The organism is Kitasatospora sp. LaBMicrA B282 (assembly GCF_050325825.1).
Lineage (GTDB): Bacteria > Actinomycetota > Actinomycetes > Streptomycetales > Streptomycetaceae > Kitasatospora.
The window spans coordinates 14,546-28,211 of sequence record NZ_JBNQTI010000119.1 but is presented as its reverse complement, the minus strand read 5'-3'; the positions used below and the strand labels follow the sequence as shown (position 1 = coordinate 28,211).

Below are 13,666 nucleotides of genomic sequence, written 5' to 3'. Positions count from 1 at the left end.
TGCACCACCGGTGCATCCACCCGTCCGTCCCGCGCCCTGGAGGTCCCCCGCGTGGCCAGCCCGCCGCCCCATGACCACTCGACGGACCGCCCGGACCGCTCGGCGGACCGGCCGTCAGACGGCCCGGCCGGCCCCGCCCGCCCGCCCCGCACTGCCCTGCCCTCCCCGCCCCCACTGCCTGCCTGCCCACCCTGCCCGCTCCGGCCCCGCCGCACGCCCCACCACCCGCCGTGCCCCGAGGAGTCCCCCGTGCCCCGAACGCCCCTGCGCCTGCTGCCCGCCCTCGCCCTGGCCGCCGGCACCGTGCTGCTGGCCACCGCGCTCCCCGCCCAGGCCGCCCCCGCCACCGCACCGGGCGGCCCGTACACCGGGATGGGCAACTGCCCGCTCGGCGCGCCAGCCCTGACCGACCCGACCGACCTCCAGGTCGGCTGCGTCCTCTCGGTCACCAACTCCGGAAGCTTCACCATCGGGTCCACGACCGTGCCGCTCACCTCGCCGATCACCCTGCAGTTCGGGGTCTACTGGGACAAGTCCGCCCCGAAGGTCACCTTCCCCGACGGCAGCAGCGCCAACCAGTACGCCACTGTGGCTCCCAGCGGCGCCGACCTGCTGGACGCCCAGCCGGCCCAGATCACCATCCCCGGCATCGTGAACATCCTGCCGGGCATCACCAGCATCTTCGCCCAGGTCGAACTCGCCGGTCCGGTCACGAAGTTCACCCCGCTGGCGGCCGGAGAGTCGTACCCGGTGTTCCAACTGCCGGTCAAACTGCACCTGTCCAACCTGTTCTTCGGCGACGACTGCTACCTCGGCTCGGACAGCTCGCCGATCCTGCTGCGCCCCACCACCGGCACCACCGCCCCACCGGCACCCGCCAAGCCGATGACCGGCAACCCCGGCCACATCGCGATCACCCCCGACCCGCACGGGCACCGGGCACTGGTCGCCTCCTTCACCGGCGCGACGCTGGTGGACAACACCTTCTCCGTCCCCGGTGCCTCCGGCTGCGGCCTCGGCGGCATCCTGGACCCGATCATCGACTGGACCATGGGCCTGCCCGCGGGCGCCGGCCAGGGCTCGGTGACCTTCCAGCAGAGCGACACCTCGCTCGCCCTCGACACCAGCCTGAGCGACCTGACCGCCGCCTTCGGCGCCTCCGCCGGGCACTGACCGTCGCCGCACCGCCCCCACGACCCGTGCGAGCCACCCACCGCGCGCACGAGAACCGCACGTCCGCACCACCGCAAGGCGCACCACCGCGCCTCCGCATCACCGCAAGCCGCTCCACCGCAACCGGCTCCACCGGAAGAAGATGAGGAACCCCTCGTGCGCATCCACCGCCACCTCGGCGCGGCCGTCGCCGCCGCTGCCCTCGCCGCCCTGACCGTCCTGCCCGCCTCCGCCGACTCGCCCTCCGTGCTGACCTACGGCGGCGTGGGGGGCAGCCCCGTCGCCGTCGGCGACCAGCTGACCGCCGCGCTGCAGAGCGGCACCGTCGCCACCCTCTACTCCACCTCCGACGGCGGCACCGGGGTGCAGTGCTCGACCTCCTCGTTCAACGCCACCGTCACCAGCAACCCGAGCGCGCCCGGCACCGCCGTGGAGACGCTCGGCAGCCAGACCTTCGACAACTGCACCGCCGTCAACATCCCGGGCGTGATGGATGTCTCCAGCATCACCGTGGACAACCTGAGCTACACCAACAACGTCAGCGATGCCAGCGGCAACCCCGTCACGCTCAGCCCCGGAAGCACCGGACCGATCCAGACCACCATCAACCTGGACACCCTGCTCGGCTCGGTCAGCTGCACCTACCAGGCCAGCCCCAGCAGCCTGTCCGGCACCACCGACAACACCGCCCAGGCCATCTCCTTCGCCAACCAGTCCTTCACGCTCAGCAGCGGCCCCGGCACCTGCTTCAGCGCCGGCTACTTCACCGCCTCCTACGGCCCGGTCCAGGACACCAGCCAGGCCGGCAGCCCGGCGGTGTACGTCAACTGACCTGCCCCGCAGCCTCCCTCGCCCCCGCCGCGACCACCCGGCCGCGGCGGGGCCCGCACAGCATCTCGGCCCGCCTCCCCTCACCGCTCGTCCTGGAACTCCGCCGGCCCTTCGTCCTCACAGAGAGGGATACCGCGGCGCCCCACCAACGCGAACCACCGGTCCCGGTGTACTGCGCCGGCGCGTCCGGACGAGGGAGATCACGGCCGCCGCCCCTCGTCCGTGCCGCCCGCCCCCGTCCCGCCCACCCCCGTGCCGCCCACCCCCATCCGGCCCGCCACCTTCCGGGCCGCCACCAGCACCGGGTCCCAGACCGGGGAGAACGGCGGCGCGTACGCCAGGTCCTGGAAGACCAGCTCCCCCACCGTCAGCCCGGCCGCCAACGCCACCGCCGCGACGTCGATCCGCTTGGCCGACCCGGTGCCGCCCACGATCTGCAGGCCGAGCAGCCGCCCGCCGCCACGCTCGGCCAGCAGCTTGACGGTCATCCGCTCGGCGTCCGGGTAGTAGCCGGCGTGGACGGTGGACTCGATCGTGGCACTCGTCCAGTCGAGACCGGCCGCCGTGGCCTCGCGCTCGTTCAGGCCGGTGCGGGCGATCTCCAGGTGGCGGAACCTGGTGATCGCCGTGCCGACCACCCCGGGGAAGGCCGCCGGCTCGCCGCCCAGGTTGCTGCCGATCACCAGGCCGTGCTTGTTGGCGTGGGTGCCGAGCGGCACGTACGCCGGCCGCCCGGAGACCCGGTGGTGCACCGTCACGCAGTCGCCGCCGGCCCACAGGCCCGGGACGGGTTCGCCGTCCGCGCCCAGCACCCGCATGCGGTCGTCGGTGAGCAGCCCGCCGTGCTCGCCCAGCGGCAGCCCCGCCGCCCGGGCCAGTGCGGTGCGCGGGCGCACGCCGAGGCCGAGCACCACCAGGTCGGCCGGGTGCTCGCCGGCCGTGCTGCGCACCGCGCGCACCCGCCCGTCGGCGCCGCGCAGCAGCTCCCGCGCCTCGGCCCCGGGCACCACCTCGATGCCCGCCTCCGTCATGCCGCGGCGGATCAGCCGGCCCAGCTCGGGGTCCAGGCCGGGCATCGGCTCCGGGGTGCGGTGCACCAGGGTGACCGGGTGGCCGCGCCGCAGGAGGGCCTCGGCCAGCTCGACGCCGATGTACCCGCCGCCGACCACCACCGCCCGGGCCGTCCCCGGCAGCGCGCCGAGCCGGTCCAGCAGCGCGGCGCCGTCCGGCAGCGTGTGCACGGCGTGCACCCCGGGGACCTCGCCACGGGCCCACGGCGGGCGGACCGGTTCGGCGCCGGTGGCGAGCACCAACTGGTCGTAGTCGGTCCAGCGTTCCGCGCCGGTGGCCAGGTCGCGGCTGCGCACCCGGCGGGCGACCGGGTCGAGTTCGGTCACCTCGGTGTGCAGGTGCAGGTCGATCCCGCGGGCCCGGTGCTGCTCGGGGGTGCGGGCGATCAGCTCGGTGGCCGCGGCCACCTCGCCGCCCACCCAGTAGGGGATGCCGCAGGCCGAGTACGAGGTGTGCCCGCCGCGCTCGAAGGCGGTGATCCGCAACTCCGCGGGTCCGCGCCGCCGCCGTGCCTGCGAGGCGGCCGACATCCCGGCCGCATCCCCGCCGACGACCACCAGGTGCTCCGTCACGCGCCGACTCCCGTCTCGATTCCCGTCCCGACCGTCCGGCCGCCGGCCCGCCTGCCCGCCTGCCCGCCTGCCCGCCTGCACTCGGCCGCCAGGCCGGCCCGACCCAGTCCAACCCAGTCGGACCCAGCCCGACCCAGCCCGGCCCAGTTCGGCCCCACCCAGTCCGACCCACCTCGGTCCGGTCACCATCATCCACTGCGCCGGACGTCTTGACATGGACCGGATTGATTAAGAAGCTTTCCTAACTTTCGCTCATCCGACTGCTCCCTCCCCCACGAGGAGTCTCCGATGGCACGTCATCTCACCCCGCTGCTCGCCGCCGGCACCGCGCTGGCCACCGCCACCCTCGGCCTCGGCCTCTCCGACGCCGCCCCCGCGGCCGCCGCCGCCCACACCGCCGCGCACCCCTTCCCCACCCACGTGACCTACCAGGTCGGGGTCATGCCCTCCGCCCCGCAGCCCGCCCGGGACGCGGCGGTGCAGAAGCAGTACGACTCCTGGAAGGCCGGCTACCTGCACCACGGCTGCGCGAGCAACGAGTACTACGTCTCCACCAAGGGCGACGGCGACGCCCCGAACAACGGGCCGGTCTCCGAGGGCCAGGGCTACGGCATGAACATCGTGCCGTTGATGGCCGGCTACGACGCCAACGCGCAGACCGAGTTCAACGGGCTCTGGCAACTGGTCAAGGACCACAAGGACCAGTACGGCCTGATGCAGTGGCAGCTCGACGGCAGGACCTGCAAGTACACCGACACCGGCACCCCCGACGCCGCCACCGACGGCGACCTCGACATCGGCTACGGCCTGATCCTGGCCGACCGGCAGTGGGGCGGCTACACCGCCGACGCCAAGGCCTGGCTGGCCGCCTTCTACGCCCACGACGTGGCCCCCGACGGCCACCTCAAGTGCGAGGACGACGGGCCGACCACCGACACCCGCCCGTCCGATATGATGCTCGACCACCTGCGCGCCTTCGCCGCCTACGACCCGGCGCACGACTGGAACAAGGTCGTCCAGCGCACCGAGGCGGTGATCTCCTCCTTCACCAAGTCCTACTCCCCCGGCGACGGCCTGCTCTCCGACTTCGTGGTCGGCGCCAACACCGCGAGTCCCAAGCCGGCGCCCCCGAACTACCAGGAGAACCAGCCGGACAACATCGTCGGCTACAACTCCATCCGGGTCCCCTGGCACCTGGGCACCGACGCGCTGCTCAACGGCGGCAGCACCGCGGCGGTCTCGCTGGCCACCGCCAAGCTCGAAGCCGCCTGCCTGAAGCACGAGTCGGGCGGCAACCCGCAGAAGGTCTACCCGCACACCAAGCTCAACTGCACCCCCTACTCGACCTCGGACCAGGCCGAGGAGGCCGGCGACTCGGTCGGCCCGGCCGCGATGGCCGCCGGCGACCAGGCCTGGACGGACGCGATCTGGAAGCAGCTGTCCGGCAACCCGTTCGGCGACGGCTACTACGGCGAGACCATCAAGATGCTGGTCTACGTGGTGATGGCCGGCGACTACTGGCGCCCGTGACCGCCCGCCGAGTTCCGTCGACGCCGGTGAGCGGGTAGAACTTCTCCCAGAACATCGAGCAGGCTCATACCGGCTCGAGCAGGACATCGAGAGCGGGCCGCCACCCCGGCGGCCCGCTCGCGCACGGGGGAGAAGACGACATGGACGGCTGGCTCTGGTGGCTGGTACCGGTGGCGCTCTACGGCGTCGGTCAGGTCGGCACGATGATGCGCGGCGCCCTGAAGACCCGGCACGAACGGAAGCTGGAGCTCCAGTTCGCCGCCGAACGCAGCCAGTTGGCCCTCGACGCGGCCAAGCGCCCGCCGGAGCCGGTCTGCGGCTGCACCCACCACCTGGCCAAGCACGACAAGCAGGGCCGCTGCCACGAGGAGGTCGAGGCCCCCACCGCCTGGGACGCCGACCGCAAGCCGCTGCGCTTCGAGGCGCGGCAGTGCAACTGCCAGCAGTACGTGGGCCCCGAGCCGCTCGGCACGGTCTTCGCGACCGACCTGGTCGATCCGCGCTGAGCGGCCCGGGAACCGGTCAGGCGGTGGCCGCCCGGGTCTCGGCCACCGCCAGCGCGGTGACCGACAGCAACAGCACGGCCGCACCCGCCAGGGTGGCGGCCGACAGCCGCTCACCGAGCAGGGTGACCGCGAGCACCGTGGCGCTGACCGGCTCGATCAGCGCGATCACCGCCGCGGTGGTGGCCCGCACCACGGTGACGCCGGTGAAGTACAGCGCGTAGCCGAACGCGGTGGGCACGGCGGCCAGGTAGAGCAGCACCCCGGCCGTCCGCAGCGCCCCGCCCGGCGCCGGCCACACCCCCTCGACCAGCGCGAACGGCAGCAACAGCAGCGCGCAGACCAGGAACGAGTGCAGCGTGGTGGTCAGCGCCTCGGTGCGCGGCCCGGGCCGACCGGCCCGCCACCGCCCGTACAGCGTAATGCAGGCGTACCCGGCCCCGGAGGCCACCGCCCAGAGCACCCCGCCGGGGTGCACCGCCCGCCCGGCGGCACCGCCCTCGCCGCCGCCCAGGATCAGCACGGCCAGCCCGCCGACCGCCCCGAACACCGCCACCGCACCGGCCCGGCCCAGCCGTTCCCGCAGCAGCGGCCGGGCCCCGAGGGCCACCAGCACGGGCGCGACGCCGAGCGTCACCACGGTGCCCACGGCCAGGCCGGTGCCGCGCACCGCCTCGAAGTAGGCGATCTGGAAGAGCGTCAGGCCGAGCCCGTTGACGGCCAGGTCGAGCCGGCTGCGCACCCGCACCGACCGGCGCCGGACGGCCGCCAGGAGCAGCAGCAACACGCTGCCACCCACCGACCGCCAGAAGGTGAGCGCCACCGGCCCGAGGCCACTGGCACCGAACAGCACCGCGGCCGCGGCCCCGGCGGTCCCCCAGGAGGCGGCCGAGAGCAGCAGGTAGAGCAGCCCGCGGGCGGCGGACAACGGGGCGGCACCCCGGCCGCCCGAGGAGGGTTCGACGGATGCCGGAACGCGGGACGCCGGCATGGATGATGCGGACAAGGGGGTTCTCCCACCGAAAGACGTGAACTGGTCGCGTACTCCCGTCCGCGGGCAGCGGCGACCGCCCGGGGTCGCACCCCGGGGTCAGTCCTTCAGTGGCCTCGCCGCCCGCGCTAGGCGGCGGGAGGCGGCAGAACGGCACTCGTCGGCATGTGCTCCAGCGTACCCACCGGCCCGGGCTCGGGGGTGACCGGGCGGTAGGCTGCCCCGGAAAAGCGTCCGGAGCTGGGAGGAGACCCTGGTGAGCAGTGCCCCCGTGACACCGCCGGTCACCGTGGTGGGGATCGGCGCGGACGGCTGGGACGGGCTCGCGGAGAGCTCCCGGGTGGCGCTGCGGGCGGCCGGGGCGGTGGTCGGTGGGGCGCGGCAGCTGGCGCTGCTGCCGGCGGCCGAGGTGGTCGGGGAGCGGATCGCCTGGCCCTCGCCGCTGCGGCCCGCGGTGCCCGGACTGTTCGCGCGGCTGGCCGGGCGGCGGGTGGCGGTGCTGGCCAGCGGTGATCCGATGTTCTACGGGATCGGGCGGACGCTGGCCGAGGAGCTCGGCGCCGAGCGGCTGCGGGTGCTGCCGCACCCCTCCTCGGTCTCCCACGCCTGCGCCCGGCTCGGCTGGGCGGTGGAGGAGACGGCGGTGGTCAGCCTGGTCGGGCGGGACCCGGCCACCCTGGCGGGCGCGCTCTTCGACGGGCGGCGGGTGCTGGTGCTGAGCGCGGACGCGGCCACCCCGGCCGCGGTGGCGGCGCTGCTGCGCGAGCGCGGGTACGGGGCGAGCGGGCTGCGGGTGCTGGAGCAGCTGGGCGGGGCGCAGGAGCGGATCGGGGCGGTCGGCAGCGCCGCGGACTGGGCGCAGCCGCCCGGCGACCCGCTGAACCTGGTGGCCCTCGAGTGCCGGGCCGACCCGGACACCGTGCGGCCCGCGCTCGTTCCCGGCCTGCCGGACGAACTGTACGAGAGCGACGGACAGTTGACGAAGCGTCACGTCCGTGCAGCCACGCTCGCGACGCTCGCCCCGGCGCCCGGCGAACTGCTCTGGGACGTGGGCGGCGGCTCGGGCAGCATCGCGATCGAGTGGCTGCGCGCCCACCGGTCCTGCCAGGCGGTCAGCGTGGAGCGGGATCCGGTGCGGGCCGCCCGGATCACCCGCAACGCCGCGGCCCTCGGGGTGCCGCGGCTGCGCGTGGTGACCGGCGCCGCCCCCGGGTCACTGGCCGAACTGCCCGCGCCGGACGTGGTGTTCATCGGCGGCGGCCTCACCGCCCCCGGCCTGCTGGAGGCCTGCTGGGCGGCGCTGCCGCCGGGCGGCCGGCTGGTCGCCAACACCGTGACCCTGGAGTCGGAGGCGCTGCTCACCGAGTGGTACCGGCGGCACGGCGGGGAGTTGCTGCGCCTCGCGGTGGCGCACGCGGTGCCGGTGGGCGGCTTCACCGGGTGGCGGCAGGCGATGCCGGTGACCCAGTGGTCGGTCGTCAAGACCCGAGTGGGTCGTCAGGGCACCTGAGCGGGCCGTAAGGGCCGTTGACGCCAGACCAGTTGAACCCGAGAGTGAGTGGGGAAGCCAAGTGACCGTCTACTTCATCGGTGCCGGCCCCGGTGCCGCCGACCTGATCACCGTGCGCGGCACCCGGACCATCGCGCGCTGCGCGGTCTGCCTCTACGCGGGCAGCCTGGTGCCGGTCGAGCTGCTGGAGCAGTGCCCGCCCGGTGCCAAGCTGGTGGACACCGCCAACCTCAACCTGGACCAGATCACCGCCGAGCTGCTGGCGGCGCACCGGGCCGGCCAGGACGTGGCCCGGCTGCACTCCGGCGACCCCTCGGTGTTCAGCGCGGTGGCCGAGCAGATGCGCCGGCTGGACGCGGCCGGCGTGCCCTACGAGGTGGTGCCGGGCGTGCCCGCCTTCGCCGCGGCCGCGGCGGCGCTGAAGCGCGAGCTGACCGTGCCGGCGGTGGGCCAGACGGTGATCCTCACCCGGGTCGCCCAGCAGGCCACCCCGATGCCCGCCGGCGAGGACCTGGCCACCCTGGGCCGCAGCGGCGCGCTGCTGGTGCTGCACCTGGCCGCCCGCTACGTGGACCGGGTGGTCGCCGAGCTCACCCCGCACTACGGCACCGACTGCCCGGCCGCGGTGGTGGCGCTGGCCAGCCGCCCGGACGAGCTGGTGCTGCGCGGCACCCTGGGCGACATCGCCGAGCAGGTCAAGGCGGCCGGGGTGGTGCGCACGGCGGTGATCCTGGTCGGCCGCACGCTCGGCGCGGAGCAGTTCCCGGACAGCCACCTCTACTCGGTGGAGCGGGACCGCTGCGGGGCATGAGGGAGCGCGCGGCCGGGCCGGGCCGCTCAGGAACCCGCCCCCGGCCGGTTGGCCAGCGGGGCGGCTCGGCCGACGATCGTGCCGGCGCGGTCGATGCAGATCACGTCGACCGCCACCGGCGCCTCGCGCAGCACCTCCAGCGCGGTGGCCCGGGCCCGCTCGGCCACCAGGTCGCCGAGTGGCACCCCGGCCTCCCGGCAGCGCTGGATCGCCTCCAGCGCGGTGTTGGCGCCCGCCACCTCGGCCACCAGGTCCGCGTCCGCCCCACCGAGCGCGGCCAGCTCGGCCAGCAGGCCCTTGTCCACCTGGGAGCGGGCCGAGTGCAGGTCGAGGTGGCCGGCCGCCAGCTTGGAGAGCTTGGCGAACCCGCCCGCGATGGTCAGCCGGGGCACCGGGTGCCGGCGCAGGTACTTGAGCACTGCCCCCGCGAAGTCGCCCATGTCCAACAGCGCGTCCTCCGGCAGCCCGTGCTCGGCGATCGCGACCCGCTCCGAGGTGGAGCCGGTGCACCCCGCCACGTGGGTGCGGCCGGCCGCCCGGGCCACGTCCACGCCGCGCCGGATCGAGTCGATCCAGGCCGAGCAGGAGTAGGGCACCACGATCCCGGTGGTGCCGAGCACCGAGAGGCCGCCGAGGATGCCCAGCCGCGGGTTCCAGGTGCTGCGGGCGATCTCGGCGCCGTCGTCGATGGCGATCTCGATCTCCACGTCGCCGCTGCCGCCGTGCCGCTCGGCCACCTTCGCCACCGCCTCGCGCATCAGCTGCCGCGGCACCGGGTTGATCGCCGGCTCGCCGACGGGCAGTGGCAGGCCCGGCTTGGTCACCGTGCCGACCCCGGGGCCGGCCTTGAAGCGCACGCCGCTGCCGGGCGCCGCCGGGCGCACGGTGGCCCGCACCACGGCGCCGTGGGTGACGTCCGGGTCGTCGCCGGCGTCCTTGACCACGGCCGCCATCGCCGAGCGGCCCGGCTCCAGCTGCTCGCCGGCCAGCGCGAAGGCGGGCTGCTGGCCCTTGGGCAGGGTGATGCTCACCGGGTCGGGGAACCCGCCGGTGAGCAGCGCCGTGTAGGCGGCGGTGGTGGCGGCGGTGGCGCAGGCACCGGTGGTCCAGCCGGAGCGCAGTCCGCTGCTGCGCAGCTGCTCGGCGCGGCCGCCGGTGGGCCCGGAGGTCTGCTCAGCCATGCCGACGCTCCATCCCTGCGTGACCCGAAGCTCCCGTGTTCTGCGAAGACCCGATCCCGAAAGGCAGCACCGTGCGGCACGTTCTGATCCTGGGCGGCACCACCGAGGCCCGGCAGCTGGCGGAGGCGCTGGCGCCGGTCCCCGGGGTGCGGGTCACCAGTTCGCTGGCGGGGCGGGTGAGCAGCCCGCGGCTGCCGCCGGGCGAGGTGCGGGTGGGGGGCTTCGGCGGCCCGGCGGGCCTGGCCGCCTGGCTGCGCGAGCAGCAGGTGGACACCCTCATCGACGCCACGCATCCCTTCGCCCAGGTGATCAGCCGGAACGCGGCCGAGGCGGCCGCCGCCGTCCATGTTCCCCTGCTCGCCCTGCGGCGGCCCAGCTGGGTCCCCCGGGACGGCGACCGGTGGCACCCGGTGGACTCGCTGGCGGCGGCCGCCGCCGCGCTGCCGGCGCTCGGTCGGCGGGCGCTGCTGACCACCGGGCGGCAGGGCCTGGCCGCCTTCGCCGGGGTGCGCGGTGTGCACCTGGTGGCCCGCTCGGTGGAGCCGCCCGAGCCGCCGCTGCCGCCGGACCTGACGGTGCTGCTGGAGCGCGGGCCGTTCGACCTGGCGGGTGAGCGGGCGGTCTTCCGCGAGCATCGGATCGACCTGCTGGTCACCAAGGACAGCGGCGGCTCGGCCACCGCACCCAAGTTGGCGGTGGCCCGCGAGCTGGGGCTGCCGGTGGTGATCGTGCGCCGCCCCGGGCTGCCCACCGGGGTGCGGGAACTGCCGGACGTGGCGGCCGTGCTGGGTGCCCTGGGGCTGGGCGCGCCGGAACCGGGCACTCCCGCGCCCGGTGCACTGGGGCTGGGCGCGCCGGCACCGGGCACCCCCGCGCCCGGCGCCCTGGGGCCGGGTGACGACGACGCGTCACGGTAACGTCGGCGCGTTCCGCGGCGGCGGTGGCGGACCGGGAGCGGACCAGGAAAGCGAGAGGAGCCGGTGATGACCCGTCGGATCAAGGACATCGCGGTACCCGGACAGCACGGGCGGCTGGCCGTGGTGACCGGCGCGAACAGCGGGCTCGGCTTCGAGACCGCGCGACGGCTGGCCCTGGCGGGCGCCGAGGTGGTGCTGGCGGTCCGCGACACCGGCAGGGGCGCGCGGGCGGCCGAGCGGATCCGGGCGGACGGCGGTTCGGCGTGCACCGTGGCCGAGCTGGACCTGGCCGACCTGGCCTCGGTGGCCGCCTTCGCGGACCGACTGCTGGCGCAGGGGCGTCCGCTCGACCTGCTGGTGAACAACGCGGGGGTGATGGCGGTGCCCACCCGGCACACCACCGCGGACGGCTTCGAGCTCCAGTTCGGCACCAACCACCTGGGCCACTTCGCCCTCACCGGGCACCTGCTGCCGCTGCTGCGGGCGGCCGGCGCACCTCGGGTGGTCAGCGTGGGCAGCGTCTCGGTCTGGACTGCCCGGCTCGACCCGGCGGACCTGAACAGCGAGCGCCGCTACCGGCCGATGACCGCCTACGCCCGCTCCAAGCTGGCCAACCTGCTCTTCGCGCAGGAGCTGCACCGGCGCAGCGCCCGCCACGGCTGGGGCCTGCGCGCCGTCGCCGCGCACCCGGGCGCCTGCCGCACCGCCATCGGTACCAAGGGCCCGCTGCTCGGCCGCACGCCCGACGCGCTCAACCCGATGGCACTGGCCATGGTCCTGCCCGGCATCACCCACGTGCCGGCGCGCGGTGCCCTGCCGCTGCTGGTGGCGGCCACCAGCCCGGCCGCGGTCGGCGGCGGCTACTACGGCCCCGACGGTCCGGGCGGCCTGACCGGCCTGCCCACCACCGCCCGGCTCCCCCGCCGGGCCACCGACCCGGCCGCGGCCGTGCGGCTCTGGCGGGCCTCGGAGGATCTGACGGGAGTGGCCTTCCCCTCGTGAACAGCCCGGCCCCGACCGACCGGCACCCGACCGGCAGGCACCCGACCGGCGCACGCCCGACCGGCGTGCACCCGACCGGCCCGCACCCGAGCGGCCTCAGGACACGTTGGTCACCGGGAGCAGCCCGCGCTCGGCGAAGACCTGCTTGGCGACCAGCGTGGCGTTGATCGCCCGGGGCATGCCGCAGTAGACCGCCGAGTGCAGGAACGCCTCGGCGATCTCGGCCGGGGCGAGCCCGACGTTGAGCGCCGCGTTGATGTGCACGGCCAGCTGGGGCTCGCAGCCGCCGAGCGCCGCGAGCACCCCGAGGGTGACCAACTGGCGATCGCGGGGCGGCAGTTCGGGACGGTCGTAGATGTCGCCGAAGGCCCAGGCGACGATCTGGTGGCCCAGCTCGGGCGAGGTGTCGGCCAGCGAGTCGACCACCTTCTGGCCGACCTCGCCGTCGATCCGCTCCAGCACCTGCAGGCCGTGGCGGTAGCGCTCGGCACGCGTCATGTCGTCCTCCCGGGGGGAACCGGCGAGGGCCGTTCCGCTCGCTCGGTGTGACACCAAGTCTGGTCCCGGAACCGGGGCCACTGCCCGCACGGCATGGACAACTATCGATTCCATGCCCCGAAAGCATGGATGGACGGTTTGGACCTACGGCTGCTCGGTTACGTGGTGGCGATCGCCGAGGAGGGCAGCGTCAGCGGCGCGGCCCGCCGCCTGCACCTGACCCAACCCACACTGACCCGCCAACTGCGCGAACTGGAGCAGCGGTTGGGCGTCGAACTGTTCGTCCGCGAGGGCCGCGGCGTCACCCCGACGGCGGTCGGCCGGGTGCTGGTGCGCCGCGCGGCCACGGTGCTGGCCGGCGCGGAGGCCGCACTGGCGGACGTGCGGCTCGCCGCGCAGGGTCTGACCGGGCGACTGACCGTCACCTTCGCCGGCTCGGGGATCAACGGGCCGCTGGGCACCGCGCTCGGCCGGGTGCGCCGTGAGCTGCCGCGGGTCGACCTGCGCCTGGAGGAGAGCTTCGACGACGCGGAGATGTCCGACGGAGTGCGCGAGGGACGCTTCGACGTCGCGGTGCAGCGGCTGCCGGCGCGCGACACCCGGCTGGCGACCGCGGCCTGGTGGCGCGAGCCGCTGACCCTCTTCCTGCCGGCCGCCCACCCGCTCGCGCACGCGGCGGGGCCGGCGCCGCTCACCGCGCTCGGGCAGATCCCGCTGGTGCTCTGGCCGCGGGCCGCCTCGCCGCGCTCCTACGACGAGATCATCGCGCTCTGCCACCGCGCCGGGGTGGTACCCAGGATCGGCGCGGAGGGGCGCAGCATCCAGACCCTCCTGGCGCTGGTCGCGGCCGGCTTCGGCGCCGCCGTGCTGGCCGACTCGCACCGGGTGCTGCGCCGCGTCGGGGTCGCCGCCCGGCCGCTCGCCGACACCGAGACCACGCTGCACCTGGTGTGGCGGGCGGCGGAGAGCAACCCGCTGGTCGAGCGGTTCCGGACGATCCTCGCCGCGAGCGAGGAGCCGCGCGAGGAGTGACGACGCACGGGCGGGCGGGCCGGACAGCGGGCCCACCCGGTGGC

The 13,666-nt window shown here is 75.3% G+C and carries 13 protein-coding genes; 9 read left to right on the top strand and 4 right to left on the bottom strand.

Annotation, left to right across the window (positions count from 1 at the left end):
- Positions 1-249 precede the first annotated feature (249 nt).
- Together ACQRUO_RS27405 and ACQRUO_RS27400 are read left to right on the top strand one after the other, a co-directional pair.
- Entirely contained in the window at positions 250-1,173 is a 924-nt protein-coding gene (locus ACQRUO_RS27405) for a hypothetical protein (protein ID WP_428318753.1), read from the top strand.
- A gap of 156 nt (positions 1,174-1,329) precedes the next feature.
- Complete coding sequence (locus ACQRUO_RS27400) at positions 1,330-2,004, top strand: Tat pathway signal sequence domain protein (protein ID WP_428318752.1); 675 nt, start codon at positions 1,330-1,332, stop codon at positions 2,002-2,004.
- 200 nt (positions 2,005-2,204) lie between these two features.
- Here the strand turns inward: ACQRUO_RS27400 and ACQRUO_RS27395 are convergent, their stop codons facing one another.
- Positions 2,205-3,647: an FAD-dependent oxidoreductase gene (locus tag ACQRUO_RS27395; RefSeq protein WP_428318751.1), complete on the bottom strand. Its 1,443-nt coding sequence runs from the start codon at positions 3,645-3,647 to the stop codon at positions 2,205-2,207.
- A gap of 288 nt (positions 3,648-3,935) precedes the next feature.
- Between ACQRUO_RS27395 and ACQRUO_RS27390 the strand changes: the two genes are divergently transcribed.
- Both ACQRUO_RS27390 and ACQRUO_RS27385 read left to right on the top strand, forming a co-directional pair.
- Positions 3,936-5,177: a glycosyl hydrolase family 8 gene (locus ACQRUO_RS27390; protein WP_428318750.1), complete on the top strand. Its 1,242-nt coding sequence runs from the start codon at positions 3,936-3,938 to the stop codon at positions 5,175-5,177.
- A 140-nt stretch (positions 5,178-5,317) separates the two neighbouring features.
- Complete coding sequence (locus ACQRUO_RS27385; protein WP_428318749.1) at positions 5,318-5,683, top strand: hypothetical protein; 366 nt, start codon at positions 5,318-5,320, stop codon at positions 5,681-5,683.
- A gap of 16 nt (positions 5,684-5,699) precedes the next feature.
- Here the strand turns inward: ACQRUO_RS27385 and ACQRUO_RS27380 are convergent, their stop codons facing one another.
- Positions 5,700-6,608 (bottom strand): DMT family transporter, encoded by a 909-nt coding sequence (locus ACQRUO_RS27380; RefSeq protein WP_428318748.1) that lies wholly within the window; start codon positions 6,606-6,608, stop codon positions 5,700-5,702.
- Positions 6,609-6,924: 316 nt separating this feature from the next.
- Between ACQRUO_RS27380 and cbiE the strand changes: the two genes are divergently transcribed.
- Positions 6,925-8,181, top strand: coding sequence for a precorrin-6y C5,15-methyltransferase (decarboxylating) subunit CbiE (gene cbiE / locus ACQRUO_RS27375; RefSeq protein ID WP_428318755.1), 1,257 nt, complete (start codon positions 6,925-6,927; stop codon positions 8,179-8,181).
- Positions 8,182-8,242: 61 nt separating this feature from the next.
- Entirely contained in the window at positions 8,243-8,992 is a 750-nt protein-coding gene (cobM, locus tag ACQRUO_RS27370) for a precorrin-4 C(11)-methyltransferase (protein WP_428318747.1), read from the top strand.
- A 26-nt stretch (positions 8,993-9,018) separates the two neighbouring features.
- On the opposite strand, the gene ACQRUO_RS27365 is transcribed toward cobM, so the two are convergent.
- Positions 9,019-10,173 carry a cobalt-precorrin-5B (C(1))-methyltransferase gene (locus ACQRUO_RS27365; RefSeq protein WP_428318746.1) on the bottom strand — a complete coding sequence of 385 codons (1,155 nt, stop codon included), beginning with the start codon at positions 10,171-10,173 and terminating at the stop codon, positions 9,019-9,021.
- A 71-nt stretch (positions 10,174-10,244) separates the two neighbouring features.
- Between ACQRUO_RS27365 and ACQRUO_RS27360 the strand changes: the two genes are divergently transcribed.
- Both ACQRUO_RS27360 and ACQRUO_RS27355 read left to right on the top strand, forming a co-directional pair.
- Complete coding sequence (locus tag ACQRUO_RS27360) at positions 10,245-11,090, top strand: cobalt-precorrin-6A reductase (RefSeq protein WP_428318745.1); 846 nt, start codon at positions 10,245-10,247, stop codon at positions 11,088-11,090.
- A gap of 66 nt (positions 11,091-11,156) precedes the next feature.
- Complete coding sequence (locus ACQRUO_RS27355) at positions 11,157-12,092, top strand: SDR family oxidoreductase (RefSeq protein ID WP_428318744.1); 936 nt, start codon at positions 11,157-11,159, stop codon at positions 12,090-12,092.
- Positions 12,093-12,188: 96 nt separating this feature from the next.
- Here the strand turns inward: ACQRUO_RS27355 and ACQRUO_RS27350 are convergent, their stop codons facing one another.
- Positions 12,189-12,590: a carboxymuconolactone decarboxylase family protein gene (locus tag ACQRUO_RS27350; RefSeq protein ID WP_428318743.1), complete on the bottom strand. Its 402-nt coding sequence runs from the start codon at positions 12,588-12,590 to the stop codon at positions 12,189-12,191.
- Between the two features lie 129 nt (positions 12,591-12,719).
- On the opposite strand from ACQRUO_RS27350, the gene ACQRUO_RS27345 reads away from it, so the two are divergent.
- Positions 12,720-13,622: a LysR family transcriptional regulator gene (locus ACQRUO_RS27345; RefSeq protein ID WP_428318742.1), complete on the top strand. Its 903-nt coding sequence runs from the start codon at positions 12,720-12,722 to the stop codon at positions 13,620-13,622.
- Positions 13,623-13,666: the final 44 nt, after the last annotated feature.

What these genes read in the sequence shown, in the direction of transcription:
- ACQRUO_RS27355 (WP_428318744.1), top strand. Translation starts at nt 11,157, where the DNA reads ATGACCCGTCGGATCAAGGACATCGCGGTACCCGGACAGCACGGGCGG.
- ACQRUO_RS27390 (WP_428318750.1), top strand. Translation starts at nt 3,936, where the DNA reads ATGGCACGTCATCTCACCCCGCTGCTCGCCGCCGGCACCGCGCTGGCC.
- ACQRUO_RS27345 (WP_428318742.1), top strand. Translation starts at nt 12,720, where the DNA reads ATGGACGGTTTGGACCTACGGCTGCTCGGTTACGTGGTGGCGATCGCC.
- ACQRUO_RS27385 (WP_428318749.1), top strand. Translation starts at nt 5,318, where the DNA reads ATGGACGGCTGGCTCTGGTGGCTGGTACCGGTGGCGCTCTACGGCGTC.
- ACQRUO_RS27365 (WP_428318746.1), bottom strand. Translation starts at nt 10,173, where the DNA reads ATGGCTGAGCAGACCTCCGGGCCCACCGGCGGCCGCGCCGAGCAGCTG.
- ACQRUO_RS27350 (WP_428318743.1), bottom strand. Translation starts at nt 12,590, where the DNA reads ATGACGCGTGCCGAGCGCTACCGCCACGGCCTGCAGGTGCTGGAGCGG.